The organism is Nitrospirillum amazonense (assembly GCF_007828045.1).
Taxonomy (GTDB): domain Bacteria; phylum Pseudomonadota; class Alphaproteobacteria; order Azospirillales; family Azospirillaceae; genus Nitrospirillum; species Nitrospirillum amazonense_C.
This window is the reverse complement of sequence record NZ_VITN01000007.1, coordinates 67,181-82,006: the sequence shown is the minus strand read 5'-3', so window position 1 is coordinate 82,006 and position 14,826 is coordinate 67,181. Positions and strand designations below refer to the sequence as shown.

Annotated in this window: 12 protein-coding genes; 9 read left to right on the top strand and 3 right to left on the bottom strand. The window is 67.6% G+C overall.

The genetic code is table 11. The features are described from left to right. Complete coding sequence (leuD, locus tag FBZ89_RS13370) at positions 1-621, top strand: 3-isopropylmalate dehydratase small subunit (protein WP_145750470.1); 621 nt, start codon at positions 1-3, stop codon at positions 619-621. Between the two features lie 176 nt (positions 622-797). Here the strand turns inward: leuD and FBZ89_RS13365 are convergent, their stop codons facing one another. Then, positions 798-3,170 carry a TonB-dependent receptor gene (locus tag FBZ89_RS13365; protein WP_145750469.1) on the bottom strand — a complete coding sequence of 791 codons (2,373 nt, stop codon included), beginning with the start codon at positions 3,168-3,170 and terminating at the stop codon, positions 798-800. 302 nt (positions 3,171-3,472) lie between these two features. Between FBZ89_RS13365 and FBZ89_RS13360 the strand changes: the two genes are divergently transcribed. Next, complete coding sequence (locus FBZ89_RS13360; RefSeq protein ID WP_145750468.1) at positions 3,473-4,483, top strand: phosphoglycerate dehydrogenase; 1,011 nt, start codon at positions 3,473-3,475, stop codon at positions 4,481-4,483. Here FBZ89_RS13360 and FBZ89_RS13355 read toward each other — a convergent pair. After that, a complete protein-coding gene (locus FBZ89_RS13355) occupies positions 4,469-5,647 on the bottom strand; it encodes a citrate synthase (RefSeq protein ID WP_145750467.1) in 1,179 nt (392 codons plus the stop codon). The two genes, FBZ89_RS13360 and FBZ89_RS13355, sit on opposite strands and share 15 nt — an antisense overlap. Positions 5,648-5,751: 104 nt before the next feature. On the opposite strand from FBZ89_RS13355, the gene FBZ89_RS13350 reads away from it, so the two are divergent. The 5 genes from FBZ89_RS13350 to FBZ89_RS13330 are packed head-to-tail and all read left to right on the top strand — an operon-like array spanning position 5,752 to position 12,661. Next, positions 5,752-7,167, top strand: a complete 1,416-nt coding sequence (locus tag FBZ89_RS13350) for an acyclic terpene utilization AtuA family protein (protein ID WP_246172179.1) — start codon at positions 5,752-5,754, stop codon at positions 7,165-7,167. Further along, positions 7,160-7,468, top strand: coding sequence for a DUF4387 domain-containing protein (locus FBZ89_RS13345; RefSeq protein ID WP_145615871.1), 309 nt, complete (start codon positions 7,160-7,162; stop codon positions 7,466-7,468). The genes FBZ89_RS13350 and FBZ89_RS13345 overlap by 8 nt, the downstream gene beginning before the upstream one ends. 59 nt (positions 7,469-7,527) lie before the next feature. Continuing rightward, on the top strand, positions 7,528-8,895 hold the full coding sequence (locus FBZ89_RS13340; protein ID WP_145750465.1) for a spinster family MFS transporter: 1,368 nt from the start codon (positions 7,528-7,530) through the stop codon (positions 8,893-8,895). After that, entirely contained in the window at positions 8,892-10,556 is a 1,665-nt protein-coding gene (locus FBZ89_RS13335; protein ID WP_145750464.1) for a hydantoinase B/oxoprolinase family protein, read from the top strand. Before FBZ89_RS13340 ends, FBZ89_RS13335 begins: the two co-directional genes overlap by 4 nt. Beyond that, a complete protein-coding gene (locus FBZ89_RS13330) occupies positions 10,556-12,661 on the top strand; it encodes a hydantoinase/oxoprolinase family protein (protein WP_145750463.1) in 2,106 nt (701 codons plus the stop codon). The genes FBZ89_RS13335 and FBZ89_RS13330 overlap by 1 nt, the downstream gene beginning before the upstream one ends. A gap of 59 nt (positions 12,662-12,720) precedes the next feature. Here FBZ89_RS13330 and FBZ89_RS13325 read toward each other — a convergent pair whose 3' ends face one another. After that, positions 12,721-13,155, bottom strand: a complete 435-nt coding sequence (locus tag FBZ89_RS13325) for a DUF1330 domain-containing protein (RefSeq protein ID WP_145750462.1) — start codon at positions 13,153-13,155, stop codon at positions 12,721-12,723. A gap of 38 nt (positions 13,156-13,193) precedes the next feature. Between FBZ89_RS13325 and FBZ89_RS13320 the strand changes: the two genes are divergently transcribed. Beyond that, positions 13,194-13,883 carry a TetR/AcrR family transcriptional regulator gene (locus FBZ89_RS13320; RefSeq protein ID WP_211115217.1) on the top strand — a complete coding sequence of 230 codons (690 nt, stop codon included), beginning with the start codon at positions 13,194-13,196 and terminating at the stop codon, positions 13,881-13,883. An 11-nt stretch (positions 13,884-13,894) separates the two neighbouring features. Beyond that, positions 13,895-14,788, top strand: coding sequence for a LysR family transcriptional regulator (locus tag FBZ89_RS13315; RefSeq protein WP_246172178.1), 894 nt, complete (start codon positions 13,895-13,897; stop codon positions 14,786-14,788). The last annotated feature ends 38 nt before the right edge of the window (positions 14,789-14,826 follow it).

Below are 14,826 nucleotides of genomic sequence, written 5' to 3'. Positions count from 1 at the left end.
ATGACGCCGTTCACCACCCTGACCGCCATCGCCGCGCCGCTGGTGCGACCCAACATCGATACCGACGCCATCATTCCCTCGCGCGAGATGACCTCCGTCTCCAAGAAGGGCCTGGCCGGCGGGCTGTTCGCGGGCTGGCGCTACACCGCCGTGGGCGGCCGCGACCCCGACCCGGATTTCGTGCTGAACAATCCGGTCTACCGGGGGGCGGCCATCCTGCTGGCGGGGGAGAATTTCGGCTGCGGCTCCAGCCGGGAACACGCCGCCTGGGCGCTGGCCGAATACGGCTTCCGCGCCATCCTGGCCCCGTCCTTCAACCCCATCTTCCGCGGCAACTGCGTGCGCAACGGCATCGTGCCGGTGGAACTGCCCACGGTCGCGATCACCTGGATCGCGTCAACGGTGGCCGAGGCGCCGCGCACCCGGCTGGTGACGGTGGACCTGCGGCAGCAGATGGTGACGGCGCCGGACGGCGGCACCCATCCCTTCAGCATCGAGCCGGAGGCGCGGGAAATGTTGTTGCACGGCCTGGACGCCATCGACCTGACGCTGCTGCGCCGCGCGGAGATCCAGGCGAAGCGCCAGGCTGACAAGGAACGCCGCCCCTGGGTCTATCTTTAAGGGGATCCATTCAGCGTCCGCCCCAAGCCGCCGTCCGGCACAAGATCATGCAGCACCGGCGCGGTTGGGGGGTGAAAGGGGCGGGCCGCCACGGCGGCCAACGCCACACCATGATGGCGACGGTGGTCAGCGCGCTCAGCATGGACCCGCCCCCCCCCCCCGTGCTGAGCTGCGCTTCAGTACCGGTAGGAGACTGTGACCCCATAGGTGGTCGGCTGACCCTGGAAGCGGACGACGGAATCGCCCACACGGGTGGTCTGGATGGCGTAGAAGGTGTTGGTGAGGTTCCGCACGAAACCTTCGAAGCGCCAGGTGCCGCTGACGGACGATAGGCCGGCCCGCAGGTCGATGACGCCGTAGTCGGCGTTGTAGGTTGAGGGATAGCCCTGGCTGATGGCGCTCTGGGTGCCGAACAGCCCCTGTGTCTTGGTCTGATAGCGGGCGCTGGCGCCGACGAAGGCGGTGTAGGCGCTGCTGACGCTCCAGTCATACTGGGCGTCCACCAGGAAAGACCATCGGGGTGTATTGGGGAAGGCTTGGCCCTTGAAATTGACCGGCGTGGTGGTGAAGGCGTTGTAGCCGAAATAGTCGCTCTCGACCAAGGAATGCAGGTACGTCGTCTTGGCGGTGACGGTCAGATTGTCCAGGGGCTTGGCGCGCAGGCTGAACTCGGCACCGTCCTCCTTCGACTTGGGCACGTTGACCAGGACGCTCAGCAGCCCGAACACGCCGTTCGGATCCAGGCTGCGGGCCTCCAGCTGCTTGTTGGTGTAGTCGTAGTGGAACAATGCGCCGTCGATTTCCAGGCGGTTGTTCAGCAGGCGGGTCTTCACCCCCAGCTCATAGGCCAGCAACTCCTCCTGGGTGACCGGCCGCAATTGCAGGTAGGAGGAGGCGGACAGCGTCGGGAAGCTGCCGGCCTTGAAGCCGCGGCTGACCGTGCCGTAGATCAGGGTCCGTTCCACCGGCGTCCAGTTGAGGCCGACCCGCCAGGAGACATTGTCCTCGCTCAGCCGCTGGTTGATGTAGGCGGGCGTCGAGCTGGCGTCCAGCGTCGTGCAGCCGCCGCGCACCGCCGGGACGACGCCGACCCCATGCTTCAGGATGGTTTCGATCACCGTGGCGCCGGCGGCGGTGTTGCCGTCGGTATCCCGCGTGCACCCGCCATGGCTGATGGCCGTCGTCGTGTACCGGGCGCCGGCGGTGATGCCCAGCTCTTCCAGCGGATGGTATTCGATGTTGCCGAATGCCGCCCGGCTGATCGAATCGTCGTCGGAATCGCTGCGGTTGCCGCTGAAGGGCGGAATGGCCGGCTTGCCGATCAGCAGCGGCACGTTGGTCAGGGCGAAGGAGGAGGAGGAGCCGGCGAGGTCGTACAACTGCGTTTCGCGCGTGTAGGCCTTGGCATAGTCGGCACCCACCAGCCAGTTCAGGCGGTCGTCGAACTCCTTGCCGCTCAAGCGCAATTCCTGCGAGGTGGCGTTGACGATGCCGCTCTGCAGCTGGCTGAAATGATAGTTGGCGCCCTGCGGCTCGTTCAGGTCGTTCTGGGTGAAGTGTTGGAATGAGCCGAGATAGGTGAGGGTCATGCCACGGGGCAGCGCGTAGTCGGCGCGCAGCGACGCCTGCTCGGTGGACTCGTCCACCCGGGGCGTGGTCCCGGCCAGCCAGTCCGCCGCCTCCGGATCATCCGGGCCAGGTTTGGCCTTGGTCGTGTTCGGGACCAGGGCAGCCGAGGACTGCCGCTGCAGCACGATCTTGACCAGGTTGGCGGCGGGCAGGTCGGACCGGTCGATGAAGCCGTTGAAGTTGGCCTGGACCTGCAGCGCATCCGTGGGGTTCCAGTCCAGCAGGGCGCGCAGCTTCACACTGTTCTGCTGGCCCAAGGTTTCGTCGCGCGTAGTGCTCTGCTGCCAGTCGCCGCCCTCGCGGACGCTGAAGGCGAAACGCCCGGCCAGGGTGTCGCTGATCGGGCCGCTGACAAAGCCGTCCAGCCCGGCGGCGGCGAAGCGGCCCAGGGTGCCGTCCAACCCGGCCTCGAACTGGTTGGTGGGCTTGGCGGCGATGTAGTTGACGGCGCCACCGGTCGCGTTCTGGCCATATAGCGTGCCCTGCGGTCCCTTCAGCACCTCCACCCGTTCCAGGTCGAACGTCGCCCCCTTGGACAGCGCCGGATAGGCGTAGGGCACTTCGTCGGTATAGACGCTGACGGTGGGCGTCGCGGCGATGGAGAAGTCGTTATAGCTGACGCCGCGGATGCTGTAGACCGGCGAGCTGTAGTTGGTCTGGGACACGACGAAGCTGGGATCGACGCGGGCCAGGTCGCCGACGCTGTCGACCCCCTGCCGCTGCAGATCGGCGCCGCTCAGCGTGGTGATGGACATGCCGACGCTGTCGGCCGACTGCGCCCGCTTTTGCGCGGTGACGATGATTTCGTCCAACTGCCCGACATCCGGCCCCGCCTCCTGCGCGGCGGCGGCCCAGACCGGGCCCAGCACCAACGCGACGGCGCCGATGCCACAACGAAGACGATAGCTTCCCTTTATCAATTTACACCCTCCCTGAGCCCGGCCGTTCGTGCGGCGGGTTTTTGTTTGTCAGCCATGATGGGAACGTCGCCGGCGGCGACGGGTGCCCGCGGCTTAAGGCGCTTAACAGAACCTGAAAATCGTTCAGCTACGCTAAGCCAAGGCCGAATATTGTCAATCTTGATTGATATAGTTAAGTTATATGCCTGGGATGTTGTCTTAATCTTGACAGCCTGGCAGGCGCCGCCTCATGTTCGTCGCCCATCAATCAATGAGCCTATCGGTCAATGAACGGCGCGTCGCGGCGGCGTGGGGAGGGTGTCATGGCAGGAAACCGTCGAGTCCTTATCAGTCAGAAGTTTTTCGATCAGGCGTCGCTGGATTATCTGCGCGACCACGGCTGTGAGGCTGAGGTGTTGGCCCTGCCGCCGGGTCGGGCCGACGGCGATTTGGCGGAAGACGAATTGCGGGACTGCCTGGCCGGGGCGGCCGGCTGGATCGTCGGGCATGCGCGTGTCACCCGCTCGCTGCTGGCAGCCCTGCCGGGCCTGGCGGTGGTGTCCCGGCGGGGGGTGGGATATGAGCGGGTCGATTTAGCCGCGGCGCGGGAGCTGGGCCGGGTGGTCACCATCGCCGCCGGTGGCAACGATGCCGCCGTGGCCGACCACACCATCGGCCTGATGCTGGCCGTTGGGCGCCGGTTCCGGCGGTCCCAGGCGGACATGGCCGCAGGCAAATGGGCCATCCAGATCAGCACGGACCTGTACCGCAAGACCGTCGGCATCATCGGATACGGTCGCATCGGGCGGAGCGTGATCAAGCGCCTGAGCGGCTTCGACGCCACGGTACTGGTCTGCACGCCGGGGCCTGTTCCCCCGGATGCCCCTAAGGGGGTGGAGTTCGTTTCGCTACCGGAACTGCTGCGGCGCAGCGATTATGTTTCCGTGCATGCGCCGCTGACGCCCGCGACGCGCTTCATGATCGACGCGGCGGCGCTGGCGGCGATGAGGCCGGGGGCCATCCTGGTCAATGCCGCGCGCGGCGGCCTGGTGGACGATCGCGCCCTGCTTGCCGCGCTGGAGGCCGGGCATCTGGCCGGCGCCGGGCTCGACGTCTTCGTCAGCGAAAGCGATCCGGACTACCGCGAGGTCACCGCCGCCCTGCTGGCGCGCGACGACGTGGTGGCGACGCCGCATGCCGCCGCCTCCTCCCGCGAAGGGCTGGACCGCACCAACATGATCGCCGCGCGGTCGGTCGTGGCCGTGCTGGATGGCGGCGACCCGCCTGCCGACTGCGTGGTCGCGGATGGGCGGTCCCGCTCACAGGCCGGGTAGGGGCCCGCGATAGTGCGGCTCATGGCGCTCGCGCTCACCGCCCAGGCTCTGCTCGATGGCGTGGGCGATCCAGCCGGCGGCGCGGGCCAGGAAGAACGTGGCCTCGCGCGAGCGTAAGCCGAGCTTCAGTCCGGCGAAGGCGCCCAGCAGCGCGAAACCCGGCTCGTAGCCGCCGATGTCCCGCGCCGCGCCGATGGCCGCCATCAGGCGCTGGAAGTCGGCGTCGCGTGCATAGCCGGCTTCCAGCAGGTCCAACAGCACGGTGGCGCGCACGTCGGGGCCGCTGGTGGCGGGCAGGAAGCCGGCGATGGCGTCGCCTTCCTGGACACGCCGGGTGATGGGCTCGAAAGGTCGTTCCGTTTCAACGATTTCCTGGACCAGCCGGCCGATGGCGGCGAACTTGACCGGGCGCGTCTTGCGGCCGATGGCGATGGTCAGGCCGGTCGAAACCGCTCGCCAGGGCGAGACGCCGGTGCTGGCAATCGCCCGGACGGCGAAGGTCGCGGGCTCCAGCCCATGGTCGGCGGCCAAAATCATGACATGGCGCATCAGCGCCGCCTGGCGGTCGGTGAAGCCGAAGGCCTCGGCGATGCTCACATGGATGGCTCTGCGGTCGGGGCGGTCATTCCCGATGATCAGCGCCGTGAAGGCGCGCAGCACGTCACCGCCCGTCCGGGCCATGCCGGTGGGTGAGAAGTCTTGCGAGCGCGGATTTGCCTTCTCGATCAGGGGGAAGAGGGCGATGGCCTGGTCCAGGGGCGATTCCCCCGCCAGCGCGTGGCGCACCGCCTTGACCGTGTCGGGAAAAGCCGGCAGCGACTCGCCGAACACGGCGTCGGCGTCCACGTCCCACAACAGGGCGGCCACGCTTTCGAAGGTGGGGCGGTTCACCAGTTCCCGGACGCTGATCCCCCGGTAGAACAGATTGTCCTCGGTCAGCAGGGTGATGGAGCTTTCGGCGTCCAAGTCCGTCGGGCTGGCCGGCGGCTTGCGGCCGCGGCCGCGCAGCTGTTCCACGTCGGCGCGCCAATAGCGGCGCTTGCGCGAGTTGGGAATGCCCGTGGACCGCAAATTCTTGCGCGTCACATAGACGTAGAAGGTGTCGATGGTGACACCCAGCAGCGCCGCGGCCTCTTCGGCCGATATGTAGTCGTCGTCGACCATTTCTAAACTTTTATAATCAAGATTGACGACTTATCCCTTACTCCGTAGCGTCGGTCAAGTTTGTTATGCATCTTGCTAAGAATAAACAGACGGGACACGAGGAAATGTCGGAGTTGGAACGGACGGTGACCAAGGTCATCGTGCCGAGCGGAATGCTCGGCGCGGGAGTGAAACGGGAACACATCGCCTATGGCCTGGCCCAGGGCGCCCATGCCATTGCCGTCGACGCCGGTTCGACGGACAGCGGCCCCTCCTATCTGGCGCGCGGCGTCTCCAAGATGAACAGGGAGTCGATCAAGCAGGATCTCCTCGTCCTGCTGCAGATGGCCAATGAGGCCGGCATACCGGTGCTGGTGGGCACATGCGGCACCTGCGGCGCAGACTCCAGCGTGGACTGGACCCGTGACATCGCCATTGAGGCGGCACGGGAACTGGGCATAGGCCTGCGCATCGCCTGCCTGTACAGCGAACAGCCGGCGGCGGTGCTGAAGCGCAAGCTGGCGCAGGGGAAGATCCGGCCGCTGGCGCCGCTGGGCCAGGCCACCGATGAGCTGTTCGACGCCTGCGATCACATCGTGGCCCTGATGGGGCCGGAGCCCTACATCGATGCCGTCCAGCGCGGCGCCAACCTGGTGCTGGGCGGCAGGACCACCGACACCGCCGTACTGTCGGCCGTGCCCCTGATGCGGGGTGCCGGGGTGGCCCAGACCTGGCACGCGTCCAAGATCGCCGAATGCGGCGGGCAGTGCACGACCAACCTGCGGCGGGGCGGCGTGCTGATGCATGTCGGGGCCAACCACTTCGACATGGAACCCTTGGACCCCGGCAATCGCTGCACGCCCGAAAGCGTCTCGGCCCACCTGCTGTATGAGAACAGCGATCCATTCCTGCTGGTGGAACCGGGCGGCATTCTGGACGCCAAGGAGGCGGTCTACACCCAGGTCGAGCCGCGCATCACCCGGGTCGTCGGCTCCATCTGGCGGCCCATGCCCTACACCATGAAGCTGGAGGGGGCCCGTGGCGGCGACTATCAGACCATCATGCTGATCGGCATCGAGGATCCGGAAGTCCTGGCCAACCTCGATGAATTCCATGACCGCATGCACAAGACGCTGGTGGACCGCATCGCCGCGACCTTCGGCGATGAAGCGGGTGATTTCGAGGTCTCGCTCCGCCTTTACGGCTGGAACGGCACGTCCGGCCAGCCCGTGCCCGCCGATACCCCACCCCCGCGCGACGTGGGCGTGTTGTTCGTGGTGACGGCGCGCACCCAGGACCTGGCCGACCGCATGGCGCGATCCTGCAACCCCTATTTCTTCCACATGCCGATACGCTTCGACATGGAACTGCCCAGCTACGCCTTCCCCTTCACGCCGGCCGAGATCCCGCGCGGTCGCGTTTATGAATTCATGCTCAACCATGTCGTCGAGACCGAGGACGGGTTCGAACTGGTCAGGACGGATTGGGTGGACGTGTCATCGACCGGCACCGTTGAGCATCTGGAGACGCCGAATGCCTAAGATCGCTGAAGTGTGCCGGCACGTCCGGTCGAAGAACGCCGGTCCTTTCTGGATCACCGTGGATTTCTTTTTCGCCGACGACGACAGTTTCGCGCGCTACCGTGACGCGCCGGAACTGGGGCCCGACCTGTTCGCCCGGCTGTTCGGCACGGACCCGGGCGGCGTGAAGCGTGTGCCGGTGGACGCGCTGCGCATGATCAAGATCTCCTACCCCCGGCCGCATCCCCAGGGCTGGCGGCATGAGCGCGACATGCATGGCGGTCAGCAGTTCGCCCGCCTGCTGTCGGTCGAGCTTGCCTGACGCCGTCGCGGCACCCGTATTTCGCTTAAGCGCACAATAATAAAATCGGGAGGACGCAAATGGGCAGGCAGGCCGCCCTGCATCGCCGGGACACCGCGTATTCCTGGTATGTCGCCGTTGTGATGTGCCTATGTTTCACGTTCAGCTACATGGATCGGGCCCTGTTGCAGCTTCTGGTCGGCCCGATCCAGAAGAGCTTTGACCTCAACGACACGCAGCTTGGTCTGCTGCAGGGTGCGGCCTTCGCCGTCTTCTACACGCTGTTCGGCTTTCCCCTGGCGCGTGTCGCGGATACACGGCACCGTCGCAACCTGACGCTGGCCGGGCTGGTCGTCTGGTGCGCCGCCACGGCGGCGTGCGGCCTGGCGCAAAACATGCCGCAACTGTTCGGCGCGCGGATTTGCGTCGCCATCGGCGAGGCGGCCCTGGCGCCGGCCGCCGTGTCCCTGATCGCCGATTACTTCACGCCGGGGGCGCGGACCCGGGCGCTCAGCATCTATTCCATGGGGGTCTTCTTCGGCAGCGGGCTGGCGCTCGGCCTTGGCGGCACGCTGCTGAAATATTTCGGCCATGAGGATGCCGGCCAGACGGAGCCGTGGCGGCTGGTCTTCATCATCCTGGGTGCCGCCGGGCTCCTCATGGTGCCGCTGCTGCTGACGGTGCGGGAGCCGGCGCGCCTGACGGATGACGGCCGGCGGTCGGAGGCCACGGCCAGCCTGCGCCAGGTGCTGGCGGAGTTCTCCCGCAAGAAGGCGGCCCTGCTGACCACGGTCGGCGGCTTCGCCACCACCAGCATGGCGGCCTCGACCCTGGCGTCCTGGGCCCCCACCTTTTTCGTCCGCGTCCATGGCTGGGCGCTGGGCCCCACGGGCCAGAAGCTGGGGGGCATGACCCTGGTGCTGAGCCCGCTCGGCGCCATCGTCGGCGCCCTGCTGGCCGACGCCCTGACCCGTGCGGGCCGGAAGGACGGCAAGCTGATCGTCGGCACCGGTTCGGCGGCCTTCTGCGCGGTCGCCAGCCTGGTCATGGCGATCGCCGACCAGGCCGTGGCGCTGGTCGCCATCGGCTCCATCCAGTTCGTGGTCGGTTTCAACTTCGGCCTGGTCCAGGCCAGTCTGGCCGAACTGGTGCCCAACCGCATGCGGGCCATCGCGTCGGCCTGCTACATCGCCAGCTCCAACCTGCTGGCGGCGACTTTCGGGCCGCTGCTGGTCGGCGTGCTGAACGATCACGTCTTCCATGACCCGATGATGATCGGCCGGTCCATCGCCATCGTCGCCCCCGGCGGCTTCGCCGTGGCGGCGCTCATCCTCGCCGCCGGCCGCCGATCCTATCGTTCGACCCTGTCCTTGGTGGCGGCGGATAACGCGGCGGCGCAGCGCGCGTCCGATCCCGCGCCCCTCTCTCGTGTGAAGGACCCAGCATGATCGACAGCGAGATCAACCCCATTACCCTGGAAATCTGGTGGAGCCGGCTGATCGCCATCGCCGATGAGGCCGCGGCGACGCTGCTGCGCACCTCCTTCTCCACCGTGATCCGTGAATCCAACGACTACGTCACCGTCCTCATGGATGCGGACGGCGAGACCATCGGTGAGTGCACCCTGGGGATCCCGGCCTTCGCCGCCCTGGTCGGGCGCGCCGCCCGCGCCATGCTGGACCGCTTCCCGGCATCAACATGGCGCGAGGGCGACGTGGTCATGACCAACGATCCCTGGATCGGCACGGGCCATCTGCCGGACATCGTCGTGGTCGCCCCCATCTTCCACCGTGGCGCGCTGGTCGGGTTCTCCGGTTCCGCCGCCCATGCGCCCGATATCGGCGGCACCTTCAAGGAGGGCCCGACCGAGCTGATCGAGGAAGGCGTGCTGATCCCCCCGGTACGGCTTTATCGCGCGGGGCAGCTGAATGACGATCTGGTGCAGCTGCTGCTGGCCAACATCCGCCTCAAGGATATCGTGTTCGGCGACATCGAGGCGCAGGTCAACGCGAACGAGGTGTGCCGACGCCGGGCGGTGGAGTTCCTGGAGGATACGGGCGAGCCTGACTTCAAACGGCTGGGCCGCGCCGTGACCGGCCTGGCGGAGCGGGCCATGCGCGCGGCCATCGCCGGCTTGCCCGACGGCGTTTATCGCGGCGCCATCGAGGCCGATGGCGTGGTGGACCAGCCGACGCGCATCGCCTGCGCGGTGACCATCGCCGGCGACGACATCACCGTCGATTACGACGGCTCCTCCCCCCAGGTGGCGTATGCGATCAATTCGACGCTCAACTATACCCGCGCCTACACCATCTATCCGTTGAAGTGCCTGCTGGACCCCTTCACGCGGCGCAATGAGGGTTCCTACCGCCCCATCCGGGTGACGGCGCCGGCCGGAACCATCCTCAACCCCACCGCACCGGCGCCGGTCATGGCGCGCCACCTGACGGGGCACCTGCTGTCCTGCGCCCTGTTCCAGGCGCTGTCGCCCCTGATGCCGGAGCGGGTGGTGGCCGACAGCGGCGGGGCGCCGGCCTTGCGCGCGCATTTCAGTGGGCGCGCCGCCGACGGGGGGCGCTTCGGCCAGCTGTTGTTCGCCAGCGCCGGCATGGGCGCCTCGGCGGAGCGGGACGGCCTGTCCACCACCGCCTTCCCCACCAATTCCGGCGCCGGCAGCGTCGAGGCCATGGAGACGGTGTCGCCGCTGCTGTTTCTGCGCAAGGCGTTTCGGCCGGACTCCGGTGGGGCGGGCCGCCAGCGCGGCGGCCTGGGCCAGGACTGCGAAATCCTGAACGCCGCCGCGACACCCATCCAGATGGTGCTGCTGGGGGATCGTGAGCGCCACCCGGCGCTGGGCGTCATGGGGGGTGGTTCCGGGGCGCCGGCGCTGGCCGCCCATCGGGACGGGCGCACCGTGCCCATGAAGTCACGCTCCCTCATCCAGCCGGGCGAAAGCGTGACGCTGTCCTTCCCCGGGGGCGGTGGCTATGGACCGCCGGCTGACCGGCCGGTCGCGGCCATCGAGACCGATCTGAAGCGGGGCGTGGTGACCACCGACGCCGTACGCCGCGATTACCCCATGCAAGCTCTGGCCCTTGGACTGAAGTGATGAAGCAGAAGACCATCCGCATCGGCGTCGACATCGGCGGCACGTTTACCGATTTCGTCCTGCATGACGAGGCCCGCGGCCTCAGCGCCACCGGCAAGCGCCTGACCACCCCCGATCAGCCGGGCCGGGCCATCGTCGAGGGCATCGTCCGCCTGCTGGCGGAGACCAACTCGACCATCGACCAGATCCACAGCATCGTCCACGGGACGACCCTGATCACCAACACGGTGCTGGAACGGACCGGCGCCAAGATCGGCCTGCTGGCCTCGGAAGGCTTCCGCGACATCCTGGAGATGGGACGGGAGATCCGGTACGACGTGGACGATCTGGCGCTGGAACCCGTGCCCGTCCTGGTGCCACGTCACCTGCGGCTGGACATCCCCGGGCGATTGAAGGCCGATGGTGGCGAGTTCATGCCGCTGGACGAGCAGGCGGTGCGCGACGCCGTCCGCCACCTGGTGGAGGAAGAGGGCATCGAGGCCCTGGCCATCGCCTTCCTGCATTCCTACCGCAACCCGGCGCACGAGCTGGCGGCGCGCCAGGCGGTGCGGGCGCTCTATCCCGACTTGCTGGTCTCGTTGTCCGCCGAGGTCGCGCCGGAGATCCGCGAGTACGAACGGACCAACACCACCTGCGTCAACGCCTATGTCCAGCCCCGCGTGCACGGCTATCTGGACCGGCTGGTCGATGATTTGCGCGTCCTGGGCTTCGCGGGCGAGCTGTACATCATGTTGTCCAGCGGCGGCATCACCACCATAGGGGACGCCAAGAATTTCCCGGTGCGCCTCATCGAGTCCGGGCCGGCCGCCGGCGCCATGGCGGCCGCGCACATCGCCCGCGAGACGGGACAGCGGCGGGTGATTTCATTCGACATGGGCGGGACCACGGCCAAGATGTGCCTGGTGGAGGATTACGCGCCCCACATCAAGCATGACTTCGAGGCGGGCCGCCTGCACCGCTTCAAGCAGGGGTCGGGGCTGCCGCTGAAGGTCACGGTCGTCGATATGATCGAGATCGGCGCCGGCGGCGGTTCCATCGCCGGGCTGGACGCCCTGGGCCTGCTCAAGGTGGGGCCGCGCAGCGCCGGCTCCGTGCCCGGCCCGGTCTGCTACGGACGCGGCGGGACGGAGCCGACGGTGACCGACGCCGACCTGATGCTGGGGTATCTCGATCCCGCCTATTTCCTGGGGGGCGAGATGGGCCTGCGCGACGCGGCGGCCGGCGACGCGATGGAAAGCCGGCTGGGCCGGGCGCTGGGCATCGACACCCCCGGGGCCGCGCGCGGCATCCAGGCCGTCGTCAACGAGAGTATGGCCGGGGCCACCCGCATGCACCTGGCCGAGAACGGCAAGGATCCGCGCGACTACGCCATGATCGCCTTCGGCGGCGCGGGCCCTGTCCATGCCTACGGTCTGGCCAAGCTGCTGAAGGTCAGGCAACTGATCGTGCCTCCTGGGGCGGGGGTCATCTCGGCGTTCGGCTTCCTGGTGGCGCCACCCACGGTCGATTTCGTGCGCGGGCACGTATCGCCGGTGGCCCGGCTGGACTGGCCCCATGTGCGGGGACTGATCGCCGACATGGCGGACCAGGCCCGGCGTCTGCTGGACGCGGCCAGTGCCGCCACCGTGTCCATGCGGACCAGGCTCTATGCCGACATGCGCTATGTCGGCCAGGGCTTCGAGGTGTCGGTCGGCATCCCGGCGGAGGCGATCGCCGCCGGTGACGGTGGGGCGCTGCACGAAGCCTTCGGCGCGGCCTATCGCGCCCGTTTCGGCCGGGCGGCCCAGGGCATGCCGGTCGAGGTGGTCGGATGGCGCCTCTCCGCCTCGCTGCCCATCCAGCCGATCAGCCTGACCCGGACGCGGGAAGAGGGGGCGGAGCCGCTGCGGGGCCACCGGCGGGTCGACTTCCCGGATTTCGGCCCGGTTGACACGGCGATCTACGACCGCTACACTCTGGCGCCCGGCGTGCGCATCGTCGGCGCCGCCCTGTTCGAGGAGCGGGAGTCGACTTTCGCGGTGGGGCCGGATTGCGTTACGGAGGTTGATCCGCACGGCCATCTGATTACCACCATCGCCGCGGATGCCGGAACGGCGGCAGCCTGACGGGCCCCAGGGGCGCCTTTCCGGCGCTCCGTTGGGCGCGGGTAGGGGCGGGGGCCTGCTCACCGTGGCAGCTCGGGCTGCGTCGTGACCATGAATTTCCAATCGGCGAGCGCAGCGTGCCGGTGTGGCGCGGCCTGCTCCGCGTAGGCCGGGTTTTCGAGAATTCGGCGCAGTGTGGCGAAGCTCGCATAACGGACGATGACGATATCGTCCCAGGCTTCGCCAGCGACGCCCACCAGCACCCCACGGACATTGCCAACCCAGAAAACCGAATAGTCCTCGCCCCGCGCGATAGTTTGGAAGGCGCGGGCATACCGCTGGAAATAGGCCTCGCTACCCGAGCAGGGCGGCAGGTCGGAGGCCGCTTCAAAGGTGGCCTCATAGGTGGCCTGGTCCCGATAGCGCACCAGATTGACCATGTAGACCGGGCCCGCTTCGGCAAGTGTTCTGCCCGCCGCGTCCAGCGCCGCACGGGTGTCGTCAATGATCGCCATATCTCTCGCCTTTCTGGATTGTCGCGCTGAGCACCTTCATGCGGGGGAACCGTGAGCGTTCAGGGGCCGCCGGCGGAACTGCGCTTGCCAAGCAATACGTCCAACTGTATTTATTAGCAATGGCCAGACCGTCCCTTCGCGAAAAAATCATCGAGTCCGGGGTGCGTACGCTGCACGAGCGCGGATACGCCGGTGCCGGCGTGCGCGAGATCACCAGTGACGCCGGCGTCCCCCAGGGCTGCTTCACCAACCATTTCCGATCGAAGGAGGCTTTCGCCGCCACCATCCTCGATCGCTACCATGAGCGCACACAGGCGATCATGGACGGCACGTTGCGCGATAACGGCCGGCCGGCCGTCGAACGGTTGCGCGCCTATTTCGATGCCATCACCGAACGGCTGGAAGCGGCGGGCTGGCGATACGGCTGCCTTGTCGGCAACATGAGTCTCGAGTTGCCGGAACAGAGCGAGGTGCTACGCGCTCATTTGGTCGAGGTTTGCCGCGCCCTCACCGACGCGTTCGCCGAGGCTATACAGGCCGGCCAGGAAGCGGGTGAGATCCGGGACGATCTGGACGCCGGCGACGTCGCGACTTTCCTTCTCGCGTCTTGGGAGGGCGCTATGATGCGCATGAAGGTGGACAGGTCCCCACACCCCATCGAGCAGTTCAAGCGGGTGGTCTTCGCGTCCGTCCTTGCTCCAGGGGTGAAGGCCGGCGCCCCTCAATAACGCGGCTGGGCATGACGGGCATGGACTGGAACGACCTCAAATATTTTCTGGCCGTGGCGCGGACCGGAAGCCTCACCCGAACGTCCGCCGACCTTGGGGTGAGCCAGTCCACCGTCGGTCGCCGCATCGCCGAATTCGAGGAGAGCATCGGCATGGCTCTCTTCCAGCGGCATCAGACCGGCTACTTCCTCACCGACGAGGGGCGCGAGATGCTGGGGCACGCCGAGCGGGTCGAAGACAGCATCCTGGCGTTGGAACGCGGTGCCGCGGGTCTCGACAAGACCCCGGTGGGAACCGTCCGGCTCGCGACGTCCGAAAATCTGGCAACGGACCTCATCATTCCCGCCCTGCCGGCGTTCCGGGACCGCTACCCGGGCATCTGCCTGGAGATCATCACCAGCACCGTCACGGCTGAGCTTGGAAGACGCGAGGCGGACATAGCGCTTCGCGTCGTGCGGCCGACACGCGGCAACCTGACGGTGAGGCGCGTGGGCCACATGACCTACTCGGTCTACGGCAGCAGGGATTACATTGAACGCCACCCTGCCATAGCCGGCGAGCCGCTGGGCGGGCGGCACTTCATCACCTGGGACGACGGCCACGCCTTCATGCCGGCCGCGGCTTGGCTCGCGCGGGAATACCCGGGCTGCAAGGTCGCGCTGGTCACCAGCAGCCTGCCCTCCCAGATCGCCGCCGTTCGCGCCGGCCTGGGCCTGGCCGTCATCCCGGACTTCCTGACCGTGAGGGAGGACTTCATCAGGGTCATTCCGCCCGATCAGATGTTCAGTGCCGAGGTCTGGCTGGTGACCCATGCCGACCTTGTCGCGTCCGCCCGGGTGCGGGCCGTCGGCGACTTCCTGACCGAGGAAGTGATGCGGGCCAACCCCGAGCTTTCGGGGCGTTAGCTTGGCCTGCTTCTTCGCCGGCGAACGCGGACGGGAGG

Bases quoted from the DNA above. Each gene is read 5' to 3' on its own strand.
- leuD (WP_145750470.1), top strand. From the start codon at position 1: ATGACGCCGTTCACCACCCTGACCGCCATCGCCGCGCCGCTGGTGCGA.
- FBZ89_RS13360 (WP_145750468.1), top strand. From the start codon at position 3,473: ATGGCAGGAAACCGTCGAGTCCTTATCAGTCAGAAGTTTTTCGATCAG.
- FBZ89_RS13355 (WP_145750467.1), bottom strand. From the start codon at position 5,647: ATGGTCGACGACGACTACATATCGGCCGAAGAGGCCGCGGCGCTGCTG.
- FBZ89_RS13350 (WP_246172179.1), top strand. From the start codon at position 5,752: ATGTCGGAGTTGGAACGGACGGTGACCAAGGTCATCGTGCCGAGCGGA.
- FBZ89_RS13345 (WP_145615871.1), top strand. From the start codon at position 7,160: ATGCCTAAGATCGCTGAAGTGTGCCGGCACGTCCGGTCGAAGAACGCC.
- FBZ89_RS13340 (WP_145750465.1), top strand. From the start codon at position 7,528: ATGGGCAGGCAGGCCGCCCTGCATCGCCGGGACACCGCGTATTCCTGG.
- FBZ89_RS13335 (WP_145750464.1), top strand. From the start codon at position 8,892: ATGATCGACAGCGAGATCAACCCCATTACCCTGGAAATCTGGTGGAGC.
- FBZ89_RS13330 (WP_145750463.1), top strand. From the start codon at position 10,556: ATGAAGCAGAAGACCATCCGCATCGGCGTCGACATCGGCGGCACGTTT.
- FBZ89_RS13325 (WP_145750462.1), bottom strand. From the start codon at position 13,155: ATGGCGATCATTGACGACACCCGTGCGGCGCTGGACGCGGCGGGCAGA.
- FBZ89_RS13320 (WP_211115217.1), top strand. From the start codon at position 13,194: ATGCGGGGGAACCGTGAGCGTTCAGGGGCCGCCGGCGGAACTGCGCTT.
- FBZ89_RS13315 (WP_246172178.1), top strand. From the start codon at position 13,895: ATGACGGGCATGGACTGGAACGACCTCAAATATTTTCTGGCCGTGGCG.